Below are 12,728 nucleotides of genomic sequence, written 5' to 3'. Positions count from 1 at the left end.
GCATAACTCATTGCCGATCCTCGGTACAGTACGGACATGCACTCCGCCGTGTCCGACCACGTCCTCGCCGACCTCGCCGACGTCGTGCTGCGGATCTCGCGGGAGATCGACCCGCACGGTGCCGGGGCGCTCGAGATCGTGCCGCTCACCGGGACCGAGGCGCTCGTGATGCGCTGGGTCGACCGCAACCCTGGCACCTCGCCGAGCGCGACGGCCGAGGCGACGGCACTCAAGCGCAGCAACCTCAGCGTCGCGCTGCGGTCCCTGGTGGAGAAGGGGATGGTCGAACGTCGGCAGGACCCGGACGATGCGCGGACCGTGCAGCTGCACTCGACCGACGTGGCGCGGGAGAGCATCGGACGCCTCCGCGCGCACTGGGCCGGCAAGCTCCGCGCCGCGCTCGGCGACGACGACGCCGGGTTGCCCGAGGCCCTGGCGTTGCTCGACCGGATCGACGAGGGGCTGCGCGGGGTCTAGCCCTGCGGGGCGTCGTCCTCGATCGGCAGCAGCCGCCGAGCGCCGTGGCCTTCGTCGCCGAGCGTGTCGCCCGGGTTCACGACCGAGCACGCCCCGAGCGAGACGCAGCCGCACCCGATGCACTGCGTCATCTCCTGCTGCAGCCGCTCGAGTTCGAGCTGGCGTGCCCGCAGCCGTGCGCGCCACCGTTCGTTCAGTCGGTTCCAGTCGCGCAGGGACGGCATCCGGTCGGCCGGCAGCGTGCCGAACTGCTCGGCGACCTCGCTGAGCGGGATGCCGAGGCGCTTCGCCACCTGGATGATCGCGATCCGCCGTTCGACGTGTCGCGGGTACATCCGGGTGCCGCCGTCGGTGCGCTCGGGCCGGATCAGGCCCTTGCGCTCGTAGAAGTGCAGGGCCGACGCGGCGACGCCGGTGCGTCGGACGATCTCGCCGATCGGGAGGAGGTCGGTCGGGCGGGGCGGCTGGATCTCGACCATGGTCGAGATCCTACGGTGGATCTCGACGCGACGAACGGGCGGACGGGAGGCCCGTGGCGGGCCCGCCACGGGCCTCCCGCCCGCCCGTCGGTCGCGTCTACCGCTGCTGGAACGACTCCCAGAGCAGGAACGCGGTGAACAGGACGAACGGCGTGCACGCCAGCACGTTGAGCCAGCGGTGCTCGACGACCACCGCGACGAACTCGCGCAGGAACGCACTCGGCACGTAGTACGGCGCCGTCGGCGAGCCGACCACCTGCGCCGGCAGGTCGAGCCGGCGGGCCAGGGTGGCGGCGCGGAGCACGTGGTAGTCGTTCGTGACCACGACGACCTGACCGTCGCGCCCGGCCTCGGCCTGCACGGCGCGCGAGAGCCGCAGGTTCTCGCGGGTGTTGCGGGACTCGGTCTCGGGCCGGACGTCGTCGGGGTCCGCCCCGTTCGCCAGGAGGTACTCCGCCATCGCGGTGCCCTCGGCGCGCGGTTCGTCGTCGCCCTGCCCGCCGGAGGGGATCAGCAGCGGCCGACGCCCGGCGGCTCGTTCGGCGCGGTACACGACGAGTGCGCGGTCGAGGCGGCTGCGGAGCAGGGGCGGCACCTCACCGCGGATCAGCCCGGAACCGAGGACGACGATCGTGTCCGGCACGGTGCCGTGACGCATCCGGCCGTAGACGACGGAGTACACGGCGAACGCGACGAGGGACGCGGCGAAGTACCCGCAGACGAACACCATCAGCACGGCGACCGCGATCCGGGCGCCGTCCCAGAGCGTGAACCCCTCGCCGCTCGCGGACACGAACAGCGCGATCGCCACCGCCGGCAGCACGAACACCAGCACCCCCGCGACCAACGACAGGGTGTTGCCGAGACTGCGCCCCTCGGAGCGGAGCATCCGGAACCCGTTCGCGATCAGGGCCACACCGAGGACGACCACCGCGAGCGGGACGAGCAGCAGCACGGTGCCGACGACCAGGCTGAACCCGGGGACCACGAGCGTCAGCGCGGTCACGGCCGTCGCGAGCGCGAAGAACGCGGCCGCCGTCAGGAACACCCCGTTCCGGAGCATCCGCGGGTCACGCCGCCTGCTCGCGACGTACAGCAGCAGGAAGACCAGCGCGAAGCAGGCCGGCACCCCCACGGAGGTCATCGGTCGGCCGAACGGAGCGCGGTCATGCGCTCCACGCTACCGGTCGTGGATCAGGCGACCGCCCGGCGGATCAGGTCGGCGACGGTCGCCTCGTCCGCCTCGGAGAACTCCGGCGTGATCGCCCACGACGTCGGCCAGAACGTCCCGTCGTCGAGCGCGGCAGAGTCCTGGAACCCGAGCGTCGCGTAGCGGGCCTTGAACTTCGCGGCGTCCTGGAAGAAGAACGCCGCCTTGCCGTCCTGGTAGTAGGCGGGCATTCCGTACCAGAGCTTCGGCGCGAGGTCGGGCGCGACCTCGAGCGCGATCCGGTGGATGCGTTCCGCGAGCCCGCGGTCCGGCTGGGGCATCTCGGCGATCTTCGCCTCGACCGCGGCGGCGTCCGCTGCCGCCTTCTCCGCCTTGGTGCCCTTCGTGCCGCGGGTGCGTTTGACCTCAGCGGCGTGCTCCTGCATCGCCGCGCGTTCCTCGTCGGTGAAGGTGCCCTCGGTCTTCGTCGTCCGTGCCATGGTGGTGCCCTTCCGTGTCGGTGCGTCGATCATGCACCCGATCGCGCTCGTCGCGCTCGTCGCGCTCGTCCGATCGCGCTCGTTGCGCTCGTTGCGCTCGTCCGATGGCGCTGGTGGCAGGCTCGGACCATGACCTACATCGCCAGCGACGACCGCTACGACTCGATGACGTACCGCCGCACCGGCCGCTCGGGCCTCGACCTGCCGCTGCTCTCCCTGGGGTACTGGCACAACTTCGGAGACGACGTGCCGTTCGAGACGCAGCGCGCGATCAGCCGTCGGGCCTTCGACCTCGGCATCACCCACCACGACCTCGCGAACAACTACGGCCCGCCGTACGGAGCCGCCGAGGTGAACTTCGGGCGCCTGATGCGTGAGGACTTCCGGCCGTACCGCGACGAGATGGTCGTGTCGACCAAGGCCGGGTGGGACATGTGGCCGGGTCCGTACGGCCAGGGCGGCGGTTCGCGGAAGTACGTGCTCGCCTCGCTCGACCAGTCCCTGCAGCGGACGGGTCTCGACTACGTCGACGTCTTCTACTCGCACCGACTCGACGCCTCGACCCCGCTCGAGGAGACGATGGGCGCGCTGCACACCGCGGTCCAGCAGGGCAAGGCGCTCTACGTTGGCATCTCGTCGTACGACGCGGAACGCAGCCGACAGGCCGCCGCGATCCTGCGCGACCTCGGTACCCCGCTCCTCATCCACCAGCCGTCGTACTCGATGCTCAACCGCTGGATCGAGACCGAGGGGCTGCTCGACGCCGCCGGCGAGCTCGGCTTCGGCGTGATCGGGTTCACTGCGCTCGCGCAGGGCCTGCTCACCGGCAAGTACCTGGACGGGGTGCCGTCTGATTCCCGAGCCGCCGCCGGCAAGTCGCTCGACGCGTCGAGCATCACCTCGGAGGTCGTCGGGCACCTCCGGGCGCTGAACGACGTCGCCGCGGCTCGTGGACAGTCCCTGGCGCAGCTCGCCCTGGCCTGGGCGCTCCGTGACGAGCGGGTGACCTCGCTCGTGATCGGGGCGTCGAAGGTGTCGCAGCTCGAGGACAACGTCGCGGCGCTGGCGAACACGTCGTTCACCGACGAGGAGCTCCGCACCATCGACGAGCACTCCGTCGGCATCACCGACGTCGACCTGTGGGCGGGAGCGCGTGCCGGCGAGGTCTCCTGACCGCGGACCTACGAGCGGTTCGGTCCGGCGCCCACCGGGGTGCGACCGCGGAGTCGCTCGCGGCTGAGCGCCGGCAGCGCGAACCCGGTGTCCCGCTCGAGCACGTGGGTGCCCGGCGCGACGATCGCGTCGATCGCGTCGAGCAGCCCGTCGTCGAGGACGATCTCGGAGGCCTGCACGTAGGCGTCGACGTGCGACACGGTGCGCGGCCCGATCACCACCGAGGACACGTCCGGGTGGGTCAGGGCGAAGGCGACCGCGAGCTCCGACACCGTGAAGCCGGAGTCGTCGGCCAGGCGTCCGAGCCGGTCGGCCACCTCGAGCTTCCGACGGTTCCGCGGGGCGCCGATGTCGTACGCGTCCGGGTGCTCGTCGACGTGCGGTGAGCGTGGTTGGACGGTGCCGTTGCGGTAGGTGCCCGCGAGCCAGCCGCCGGCGAGGGGTGCTCCGGCCAAGACCCCGAGACCGAAGCGGCGGGCGACCGGGAACACCGTGCGCTCCGCCGTGCGGGTGAGGATCGAGTAGGGCACGTGCGTCGCGGTGGCGCTCTTCGACCCGGACCGGAGCCACTGCGCCTCGACGAGCTCCTCGGCCGGGAACCCGGGGAGGCCGAACGCGCGGATCTTGCCCTGTGCGACCAGGTCGGCGAGGGCGTCGAGCGTCTCGTCGAGCGACGTCGCCGGGTCCGGCAGTGCCGGCTGGTACAGGTCGATGACGTCGGTGCCGAGTCGCTGCAGGCTCCGCTCCACGGCACGGAACATCCACCGCCGCCCGTTGCCCCGGTGCGCCGGGTCCTGGTCGACCGGGGCTCCGAACCGCACCGACAGGAACACGTCCTCGCGCCGTCCGGCGATCGCCGCGCCCACAGCGGTCTCGGCCAGGCCCGCGCCGTCGGCGTCCGAGACGTCGACCGACGTCACGCCGCGGGTGAGTGCCTCGAGCACGAGGGTCACACCGGCCGACGGGTCGTGGGCCGCGACGCCGGCGACGGCACGCGTCCCCAGCGTCAGCGAGCTGACGGGCGCCCCCGTGCGCCCCATGCGTCGCTGTTCCATGCGCGCCACGATATGGGCCGTGCGGGCCGCAGGACGGTCCGGTGACGAAGCATTACCCCTGGCCCCGACCGGAACGGTTGGTACGATGGGCGCAGTTCTGAAACACGCAGTGTGTATCTACCGGCCGCCGGCTCCCCGGCGGACAACGGCGGCACCCGATGGGTCCGCCCCCACCGAACCGGGCCGGGCCGAGAAGGCACACCCCCATGCTCCACACCAGTCCCACCCCGTCTGCGCCCGCCCCGGAGCGCACGGACACCGCGACCGCCGGAGACGCCTCGCTCGTCTCCCTCGCCGGACGCTGGTACTTCCCGGTGGCGTTCATCGCCCGCCTGCCGTTCGCCATGATGGTCGTCGGGGTCCTCACCCTCGTCGTGGCCGCGCGTGACTCCGTCGCCCTCGGTGGCGTCAACTCCGCCTCGGTCGGCATCGGTGCGGCGGTGTTCGGACCGATGGTCGGCGCCGCCGCGGACCGGTTCGGCCAGCGTGCCGTGCTCGTCCCCGTCGGCCTCGCCAACGCGGCGCTGCTCGGCGCGTTCCCCTTCGTCGTCAGCGGCAGCGCGCCGGACCTCGCCGTGCTCGCGATGGCGTTCTGCATCGGGGCGTCCGCGCCCCAGGTCGCGCCGATGTCCCGGACCCGGCTCGTCGCCATCATCGCGCAGCGCATGCGACCGGCCCGCCGCGAGAAGACCCTCAGCGGCACGATGGCGTACGAGTCCGCCGCCGACGAGACCGTCTTCATCATCGGCCCGTTCCTGGTCGGCATCCTCGCCAGCGCGATCGCACCGTGGGTCGCCGTGGCGGGCGCCTCGGCCCTGACCTTCGTGTTCGTGACCGCCTTCGCGCTGCACCCCACGGGCAAGCTCGTGCTCGGGCAGCACGAGGAACTGACCCAGGCCCCGGCGCGCCAGCTCCTGCGTCCGCGGCTCGTCGTCGTGGTCGTCGGGATCCTCGGCATCGGCCTGTTCTTCGGCTCGTCGCTGACGTCGCTGACGGCGTTCATGGAGACCCACGGCGAGGCGTCCCAGGCCGGCCTGCTCTACGGCCTGATGGGCATCGGTTCGGCCGGACTCGCGCTCGGGTCCGCAGCGTTCCCGCGGTCGTTCGGCCTCGGCTGGCGCTGGCTCGTGTTCGGTGTCGTCCTGCTCGGCGGCGCGATCGCGTTCTCGCAGGCCGACTCCGTCGTGGCGGTCGGCATCGTCCTGGCGATCATGGGCGTCGGCATCGGCCCGACCCTCGTCGCCCAGTACAGCCTCGGTTCGGACCGTTCACCGGTCGGCCGGTCCGCGACCACGATGACGATCCTCGGATCCGCCGTGATCGTCGGGCAGTCGATCGCCTCCGCCATCACCGGCGACCTGGCCGAGCAGCACGGAACGTCCGTCGCGATGGTGCTCCCCGCGGCCTCGGCAGCGGTCGTCGTGCTCGCGGCCGTCGTCAACCTGCTGCTGCGGCGCCGTACCGCCGCCTGACGATCAGGACTCGGTGTCGTCGACCAACAGGTCCTCGTGCCGGTAGTCGTCGGCACGCAGCCCGGCGCGGGCGATCATGTGCGTCGAGACGGGCACCAGGAACAGCTGGAACACCATGATGGGCAGGACGACCCAGAACGCCGTCCAGGTCCCCACCGCGACGACGATCGCGGCCAGGGCGAACGCGAGTCCGAGCACCTGCGGCTTCGCCATGGCGTGCAGGCGGACGAGCGGGTCCGGGAAGCGCACGATGCCGACCCCGGCGCCGAGGGACAGCAGCGAGCCGATGAGCAGCAGGGCGAGCGCGATCCACGCCCGCACGCCGGCGCCGTCGAGGAACGCCTGGATCATCTCGGTCACGACTGCTCCTCTGCTTCGGCGGCGTGCTCGGGGGTGGTGACGCTCAGGCCTTCGTCCGACGGGTCCGACGACGGCGTGACCGCTCGGGCCACGGCGACGGTGGCGAACACGCTCGTCGCCGCGATCACCACGAGCACGGGGATCCCGGTCAGGTCGCGCCGGACCACCATCGACGCCGCGATCACCACGAGCACGGTCGTCAGGACCATGTCCGATCCGATCATCCGGTCGAGGATCGTCGGGCCGCGCACGATCCGGAACACCGCGAGCGCGAGGGTGGCGCCGAGCAGGGCCAGGACCAGGGCGATGCCGATCCCCATGACGACGACGGCGGCGCTCATCGGGTGACCTCCGGCAGCGGTTCGGACAGTTCGGAGACGTCCTGCTTCGAACCGAGGGCACGGATGACCATGGCCTCGATGCCGAGGGCCTCGCGACGGGCGGCCTCGACCTGCTCGACCCGCTCGGTGTCGAGCACGTGCAGCAGCAGGCGCCGGCGGCGGAGGTCGACGTCGGCGACGTACGAGCCGGGCACCAGCGAGATCGCGAGGGTCGCCAGCGTGAAGGTCATCTCGGCGGTGGAGTGCAGCTGCACGAGCGTGATGGAGCTGCGGCGGACGCCCCGCGGGCGGAACGCGACCCAGGCGACCCGGAACGACGCCGTGATGACGAGTCCGGACCACACCACGAGGAACCGGACGGCGTGCACGATCGAGAACCGGGCCGACAGCGGGACCGGCGGGAGCGGCAGCGCCTGGGTGACCAGGAGCGCCACCACGATGCCGCAGAGCAGGGTCAGTGGCGTCCACGAGCCCCAGAGCAGGGCCCACAGGACGGTCAGTCCGGCGACGAGCGGGACGTCGTACCGCCACGCCACCGCGATGCGGCGGGCGTTCGCGACGTGTCGGGTGTCGGTGTTCACCGGTCACCTCCGAGGACGGCCTGCACGTACCGGTCCGGCGACTCGAGCGACTCCGCTGCGCGGCTCGCGTACCCGTAGAGCGGGCCGGCGACCACGGTGAGGGCGACGGATCCGAGGACCGCGACCGTCGTCACGCCGACGAGCATGCGCGGCAGCCGGACCTTGGTCGGCGCTTCGCCGACCGTCTCGGTCGACCCGGTGGTCGGACGGGAGGCACTGCTCGCGTGGGGTGCGTCGGTGACCGTCACCGAGCCTCCTGGGTGGAAGGCCTCACCCGTCTCCTCGGAGACGGTCAAGGGGGCGGGTTCCGGCGACCGCAGGGCTGCGTGCGGTTCGGCGGTCGTCGCGTGCGGCGCCGCGGCCTCGGCCGCGGGCTTCGGCCGCCAGAAGGCGGCGTCCCACACGCGCATCAGCGCGTACAGCGTGAGGAGCGACGTGACCACGCCGGCGGCGATCGTGACGTACGCCAACGGGGAGCCGTCCTCGGCTGCGGCGCGGAAGAGCCCGAGCTTGCCGATGAAGCCGGAGAACGGCGGGATGCCGCCCAGGTTGAACGCCGGGATCAGGTACAGCGCGGCCAGCAGCGGCGCGGCCTTCAACAACCCGCCGAGCGACCGGGTCGACGTGGTCCCCCCGACGCGCTCCATCAGGCCGGACACCAGGAACAACGTGGTCTGCACGACGATGTGGTGCACCGTGTAGAACACCGCGGCCGCCGTCCCCGCGACCGTCCCGAGCCCGACACCCATCACCATGAAGCCGATGTGGCTGATGAGCGTGAAGGACAGCAGGCGCTTGACGTCGGTCTGGGACACCGCACCGAGCACCCCGACGACCATCGTCAACACCGCCACCACGAGCAGCACGTTGTTCAACTGCGGCCCGGGGAAGATCACCGTCTCGAGGCGGATGATCGCGTAGATGCCGACCTTCGTCAGCAGACCGGCGAAGACGGCCGTGACCGGGGCCGGGGCGGTCGGGTACGAGTCCGGCAGCCAGAACGCCAGCGGGAAGACCGCCGCCTTGATGCCGAAGCCGATGAGCAGCATCGTGTGCAGGAGCAGCTGCACGTGCTCGGGCAGATCGGCGACGCGCTCGCTGATCTGGGCGATGTTGACCGTGCCGGTCGCGCCGTACACCAGGCCGATCGCGGCGAGGAAGATCGCCGACGCGATCAGGCTCGTGACGATGTACGTGGTGCCGGCCCGGACCCGCTGCTCGCTGCCGCCCAGGGTGATGAGCACGTAACTCGCCACGAGCAGCATCTCGAACGCCACGTACAGGTTGAACAGGTCGCCGGCGATGAACGAGTCGAGCACGCCCGCGGCCAGCACGAGGTAGGTCGGGTAGAAGATCGTGACCGGGGCCTCGCCGTCGTCGGCTGCGAGCCCCTGGCCGATCGAGAACAGCAGGACGATGAGCAGCACGCTGGCGCTCACCGTGAGGAGCAGGGCGCTCAGGCGGTCGACCACCAGCGAGATGCCGTACGGGGCGTCCCACCCGCCGACCTGCACGACGATGGTGCCGTGGTGGTCGACGAGCACCATGAGGGTCGCGGCGACGGCGAGTGCGACGACGAGCACCACGACGGTGATCGCTCGCTGCAGCTTCTGGTGCCGCAGGAGGCCGAGTGCGACGGCTGCGCCGAGCAGCGGGACGAGGACGAGGAGCGGGACGAGCCAGGTCATCGGTTCACTCCGTCCTGGTGCGGTTGGTGTTCGTGCGGATCGTCGGCGTCCTCGGGGGACTTCGGGTCGAAGTCGGCTTCCGGGTCGTCGTCGGGGTCGTCGCGCGTGCGGCCGATGGCGACGTCCGCTTCGTCGACCTCGACCTCGTCGGCACGGGACAGCTGCCACGAGCGGTGGATGAGGGCGAGCAGGAACGCGCTGACGGCGAAGGTGATGACGATCGCGGTCAGGGCGAAGGCCTGGGGGAGCGGGTCGGTGATGCCCTCGGCGGACTTGCCGATCGGCGGGTTGCCGGCGGCACCGGACATCACCAGCAGGAGCAGGTTCAGGGCGTTGCCGAGCAGCAGGAAGCCGAGCAGCATCCGGGTCAGGGACCGTTCGAGCAGCAGGTAGACGCCGCAGGAGAACAGCACGGCCATCGCGATCACGAGGACGAGGGTGACGGTCATGTGGCGCTCCCTTCCGGGGTGGGGGCCTCGAGGGTGTCGCGGACGGACCCCTCGGTGGTGTCGCGGGTGGGCGCCCCGGCATCCTCGAGGCGCTGCCGGTCCACCTCGGCGCCGAGGCTGCGGAGCACGTCGAGGACCAGGCCGACGACGACCAGGTACACGCCGATGTCGAAGAACGTCGCGGTGACGAACTCGACGTGGCCGAGGATCGGGACGGTCGCCTCGAAGAACTCGGAGTACAGCGCTTCGCGGCCGAAGAACAGCGGCACGATCGCGGTGATCGCTGCCGTCGCGACACCGAGTCCGAGCAGTCGACCGGCACGGACCGGGGCGGCGGCGCCGAGTTCGGCCGGGCCGCCCGCCAGGTAGCGGGCCGCCAGCGCGATGCCGGCGACGAGGCCACCGGCGAAGCCGCCGCCGGCCGCGTTGTGCCCGGCGAACAGCAGGTAGACCGACAGGACGATGAGCCCGTGGAACAGCAGTCGGACCACGACGTCGAGGAGTGCCGAGCGGCCGGTCGGGATGGCGGCGCTCGTCGGCAGCCAGGCGCGCGGCTCGCCGTCGGTGCGCTGACCGTCGGCCGTCAGCTTCTCCGGCAGGTCACGGAGCCGGGGCAGCGTGTCCTCGCGGGAGTTCACGAAGATGAGGCTCGCGACGCCCGTTGCCGCGGCGACGACGACGGTGAGCTCACCGAGGGTGTCCCAGCCGCGCAGGTCGACGAGGGCGACGTTGACGACGTTGAGGCCGTGCCCGAACGAGCTCGTGAGCGCCGGCAGGTCCGGCCAGATCGGGTCGGCGGTGCGCGCCGAGGCGGCGACGATGACGACGATCGCCAGCGTGAGGCCGGCGAGCCCCGCGAAGAGCGCGCGCACGATGCGGAACCGGCTCGGGTTCGTCGTCGCGATGCGCGGGGGAAGGCGCCTGAGCACCAGGACGAACGCGATGAGGGTGACGGTCTCGACCACGAGCTGCGTGAGGGCGAGGTCGACCGCACCGTGCAGGACGAACAGGACGGACATGCCGTAGCCGGTCACGCCCACCAGGACGGCGGCGGCGAACCGGGTCTTCGCGGTGAGGACGGCGATGGCGCCGACGGACATCACGATGACGACCGGGATCTGCCCCCACGAGTCGGAGAACCGGACGTGGAACTCCCACGGCCCGCCGAGCACGAGGTTCGCGAGCGCACCCGCCACGAACACCGACAGGATCACCGTCAGGTAGTAGGGGAGCGAACCCCGCTGCACACCGGCGGTCAGGCCCGTCGCGAACCGGTCGAGGCCGCGCATGAGGTGCCGGTAGGTGCCCGAGGCGCTCGGGAACCCGGCGAGCTGGTGCTGCAGTGCCTCGACCGGACGTCGGAGGGCGAACAGTGCGAGACCGCCGACCAGGGTGACGGCCGAGATGCCGAGCGCCGGTTCGAGGCCGTGCCAGAGCGCGAGGTGGGGGACTTCCTCGCCAGGGAGCGAGGCCACCGTCGCGGCGGGCTCGATGCCGTGCGCGACGACCGGGGTCAGCAGGCCGAGGGCGAGACCGGTCAGCGCCAGGATCGACGGCACCACACCCAGACCGTGCAGGGCGTGCGGTTCCGTCTGGGCGACGTCGGGCTTGCGGGCGAACGCTCCCCAGAAGAAGCGGAGCGAGTACGCCACGGTGAGCACCGAGCCGAGCGTCACGCCGACGAGGGCGAACCAGGCCCAGCCGGCGTCGGGTCCGTGCAGCGATTCGGTGAAGCCGGTCAGCACGGCTTCCTTCGCGACGAAGCCGATCGTCGGCGGGATGCCGGCCATCGACACGAGCGCGAGGGCGGCCACGACGGCCAGCCACGGTGCCTTCCGGCCGAGGCCGCTCAGGCGCCCGAGGTCGCGGGTGCCGGTGGTGTGGTCGATCGCCCCGACGACGAGGAAGAGTGTGGACTTGAACGCGGCGTGCGCCACGAGCAGGGCGACCCCGCCGAGCGCCACCGCGGGCGCGCCCCACCCGGCGGCGAGCACGAGGAACCCGAGCTGCGCGACGGTGCCGTAGGCGAGCAGGAGCTTGAGGTCGGTCTGGCGGAGCGCTCGGTAGCCACCGATGAGCATTCCGAGGACACCGAGCACGGTGATCGTCTCGCGCCAGCCGTCGAGCAGTGCGAACGCCGGAGCGAGCCGGGCGACGAGGTAGATGCCGGCCTTCACCATCGCTGCGGCGTGCAGGTACGCGCTGACCGGGGTCGGAGCTGCCATGGCCGCGGGCAACCAGAAGTGGAACGGCACGATCGCCGACTTCGTCAGCGCGCCGAGCAGGACGAGGACCACCGAGACGGTGACGATCGGTCCGGTCGGCGGGGCGGCGATGATGCCGGAGAGCGAGGTCGTGCCCGCCGTGACCGACAGCATGACCAGACCGGCGAGCATCGCCAGACCGCCGGCGGTGGTGACGACGAGGGCCTGCATCGCGGCCGCACGGCTCGCACGCTTGTCGGCGTCGTGTCCGATGAGCAGGTAGGAGAAGACCGTGGTGGCTTCCCACAGGACGAAGAGCACGATGACGTCGTCGGCGAGGACGAGCCCGAACATCGACCCGGCGAACGCGGTCAGCACGCCCGCGAACCGACCGATCCCCGGTTCGTCGCGCCCGAAGTACGAGGCGCAGTAGACGAGCACGAGGGCCCCGACGATCGACACCACGAGCGCGAGCACCCACGACAGGGCGTCCATCCGCAGCGTGATCTCGAGGTCGAGCTGCGGGACCCACCGGTGCCGTTCGACGACGCTGCCGTGCAGGGCCGCGTCCGTCTGCAGCACCGTCAGCACGGCGGCGGCTGCGGGCGCGAGGGCGGCCACGTAGAACACGCGGCGGCCGAGGACGGGGGTCAGGGCGGGGACGATCAGGGCGACGATCGCGAACGCGACGAGGACGAGGACCATCGGGCACCTCCTCGGGGTCGGGCTGCAGTCCGGCTCACTGGGCCCTCACAGCCTACGAAGAGTGGGATGTGGAGAACCTGTGCGACCGGACAGC

13 protein-coding genes are annotated in these 12,728 nt (G+C 71.7%); 3 read left to right on the top strand and 10 right to left on the bottom strand.

Features of this window, described 5'->3' with window-relative positions:
- Positions 1–36: 36 nt before the first annotated feature.
- Positions 37–477 (top strand): MarR family winged helix-turn-helix transcriptional regulator, encoded by a 441-nt coding sequence (locus ACIPV1_RS16325; protein WP_402726824.1) that lies wholly within the window; start codon positions 37–39, stop codon positions 475–477.
- On the opposite strand, the gene soxR is transcribed toward ACIPV1_RS16325, so the two are convergent.
- The 3 genes from soxR to ACIPV1_RS16310 all read right to left on the bottom strand — a co-directional run bounded on the left by soxR (position 474) and on the right by ACIPV1_RS16310 (position 2,606).
- Positions 474–956, bottom strand: a complete 483-nt coding sequence (soxR, locus tag ACIPV1_RS16320; protein WP_134195608.1) for a redox-sensitive transcriptional activator SoxR — start codon at positions 954–956, stop codon at positions 474–476. The genes ACIPV1_RS16325 and soxR overlap by 4 nt on opposite strands.
- A gap of 97 nt (positions 957–1,053) precedes the next feature.
- A complete protein-coding gene (locus ACIPV1_RS16315; RefSeq protein ID WP_402726823.1) occupies positions 1,054–2,100 on the bottom strand; it encodes a YdcF family protein in 1,047 nt (348 codons plus the stop codon).
- Positions 2,101–2,150: 50 nt separating this feature from the next.
- On the bottom strand, positions 2,151–2,606 hold the full coding sequence (locus ACIPV1_RS16310; RefSeq protein ID WP_133938943.1) for an iron chaperone: 456 nt from the start codon (positions 2,604–2,606) through the stop codon (positions 2,151–2,153).
- 129 nt (positions 2,607–2,735) lie between these two features.
- On the opposite strand from ACIPV1_RS16310, the gene mgrA reads away from it, so the two are divergent.
- Positions 2,736–3,779: an L-glyceraldehyde 3-phosphate reductase gene (mgrA, locus tag ACIPV1_RS16305; RefSeq protein ID WP_173170206.1), complete on the top strand. Its 1,044-nt coding sequence runs from the start codon at positions 2,736–2,738 to the stop codon at positions 3,777–3,779.
- An 8-nt stretch (positions 3,780–3,787) separates the two neighbouring features.
- On the opposite strand, the gene ACIPV1_RS16300 is transcribed toward mgrA, so the two are convergent.
- On the bottom strand, positions 3,788–4,834 hold the full coding sequence (locus tag ACIPV1_RS16300; RefSeq protein ID WP_123294602.1) for an aldo/keto reductase: 1,047 nt from the start codon (positions 4,832–4,834) through the stop codon (positions 3,788–3,790).
- Positions 4,835–5,040: 206 nt separating this feature from the next.
- Between ACIPV1_RS16300 and ACIPV1_RS16295 the strand changes: the two genes are divergently transcribed.
- Entirely contained in the window at positions 5,041–6,306 is a 1,266-nt protein-coding gene (locus ACIPV1_RS16295) for an MFS transporter (RefSeq protein WP_402726822.1), read from the top strand.
- 3 nt (positions 6,307–6,309) lie between these two features.
- Here the strand turns inward: ACIPV1_RS16295 and ACIPV1_RS16290 are convergent, their stop codons facing one another.
- Genes ACIPV1_RS16290 through ACIPV1_RS16265 form a run of 6 tightly spaced genes read right to left on the bottom strand, consistent with a single transcriptional unit; the run spans position 6,310 to position 12,634 of the window.
- A complete protein-coding gene (locus ACIPV1_RS16290) occupies positions 6,310–6,657 on the bottom strand; it encodes a monovalent cation/H(+) antiporter subunit G (protein WP_228505532.1) in 348 nt (115 codons plus the stop codon).
- A gap of 5 nt (positions 6,658–6,662) precedes the next feature.
- Complete coding sequence (locus ACIPV1_RS16285) at positions 6,663–7,007, bottom strand: sodium:proton antiporter (RefSeq protein WP_123294605.1); 345 nt, start codon at positions 7,005–7,007, stop codon at positions 6,663–6,665.
- On the bottom strand, positions 7,004–7,588 hold the full coding sequence (locus tag ACIPV1_RS16280) for a Na+/H+ antiporter subunit E (RefSeq protein WP_123294606.1): 585 nt from the start codon (positions 7,586–7,588) through the stop codon (positions 7,004–7,006). Before ACIPV1_RS16280 ends, ACIPV1_RS16285 begins: the two co-directional genes overlap by 4 nt.
- Entirely contained in the window at positions 7,585–9,276 is a 1,692-nt protein-coding gene (locus ACIPV1_RS16275; RefSeq protein WP_123339137.1) for a Na+/H+ antiporter subunit D, read from the bottom strand. Before ACIPV1_RS16275 ends, ACIPV1_RS16280 begins: the two co-directional genes overlap by 4 nt.
- Positions 9,273–9,725 carry a Na(+)/H(+) antiporter subunit C gene (locus ACIPV1_RS16270; protein WP_243648937.1) on the bottom strand — a complete coding sequence of 151 codons (453 nt, stop codon included), beginning with the start codon at positions 9,723–9,725 and terminating at the stop codon, positions 9,273–9,275. Before ACIPV1_RS16270 ends, ACIPV1_RS16275 begins: the two co-directional genes overlap by 4 nt.
- The gene (locus ACIPV1_RS16265) at positions 9,722–12,634 is read right to left on the bottom strand and encodes a Na+/H+ antiporter subunit A (protein WP_402726821.1); all 2,913 of its coding nucleotides are present in this window, start codon (positions 12,632–12,634) and stop codon (positions 9,722–9,724) included. Before ACIPV1_RS16265 ends, ACIPV1_RS16270 begins: the two co-directional genes overlap by 4 nt.
- Positions 12,635–12,728: the final 94 nt, after the last annotated feature.

It is taken from the genome of Curtobacterium sp. NPDC089991, assembly GCF_044748425.1.
GTDB lineage: Bacteria > Actinomycetota > Actinomycetes > Actinomycetales > Microbacteriaceae > Curtobacterium.
Note: the sequence above shows the minus strand (reverse complement) of the source record. Positions and strands in the feature narration are given on the sequence as shown.

What these genes read in the sequence shown, in the direction of transcription:
- ACIPV1_RS16325 (WP_402726824.1), top strand. Translation starts at nt 37, where the DNA reads ATGCACTCCGCCGTGTCCGACCACGTCCTCGCCGACCTCGCCGACGTC.
- soxR (WP_134195608.1), bottom strand. Translation starts at nt 956, where the DNA reads ATGGTCGAGATCCAGCCGCCCCGCCCGACCGACCTCCTCCCGATCGGC.
- ACIPV1_RS16315 (WP_402726823.1), bottom strand. Translation starts at nt 2,100, where the DNA reads ATGACCTCCGTGGGGGTGCCGGCCTGCTTCGCGCTGGTCTTCCTGCTG.
- ACIPV1_RS16310 (WP_133938943.1), bottom strand. Translation starts at nt 2,606, where the DNA reads ATGGCACGGACGACGAAGACCGAGGGCACCTTCACCGACGAGGAACGC.
- mgrA (WP_173170206.1), top strand. Translation starts at nt 2,736, where the DNA reads ATGACCTACATCGCCAGCGACGACCGCTACGACTCGATGACGTACCGC.
- ACIPV1_RS16300 (WP_123294602.1), bottom strand. Translation starts at nt 4,834, where the DNA reads ATGGAACAGCGACGCATGGGGCGCACGGGGGCGCCCGTCAGCTCGCTG.
- ACIPV1_RS16295 (WP_402726822.1), top strand. Translation starts at nt 5,041, where the DNA reads ATGCTCCACACCAGTCCCACCCCGTCTGCGCCCGCCCCGGAGCGCACG.
- ACIPV1_RS16290 (WP_228505532.1), bottom strand. Translation starts at nt 6,657, where the DNA reads ATGATCCAGGCGTTCCTCGACGGCGCCGGCGTGCGGGCGTGGATCGCG.
- ACIPV1_RS16285 (WP_123294605.1), bottom strand. Translation starts at nt 7,007, where the DNA reads ATGAGCGCCGCCGTCGTCGTCATGGGGATCGGCATCGCCCTGGTCCTG.
- ACIPV1_RS16275 (WP_123339137.1), bottom strand. Translation starts at nt 9,276, where the DNA reads ATGACCTGGCTCGTCCCGCTCCTCGTCCTCGTCCCGCTGCTCGGCGCA.
- ACIPV1_RS16270 (WP_243648937.1), bottom strand. Translation starts at nt 9,725, where the DNA reads ATGACCGTCACCCTCGTCCTCGTGATCGCGATGGCCGTGCTGTTCTCC.
- ACIPV1_RS16265 (WP_402726821.1), bottom strand. Translation starts at nt 12,634, where the DNA reads ATGGTCCTCGTCCTCGTCGCGTTCGCGATCGTCGCCCTGATCGTCCCC.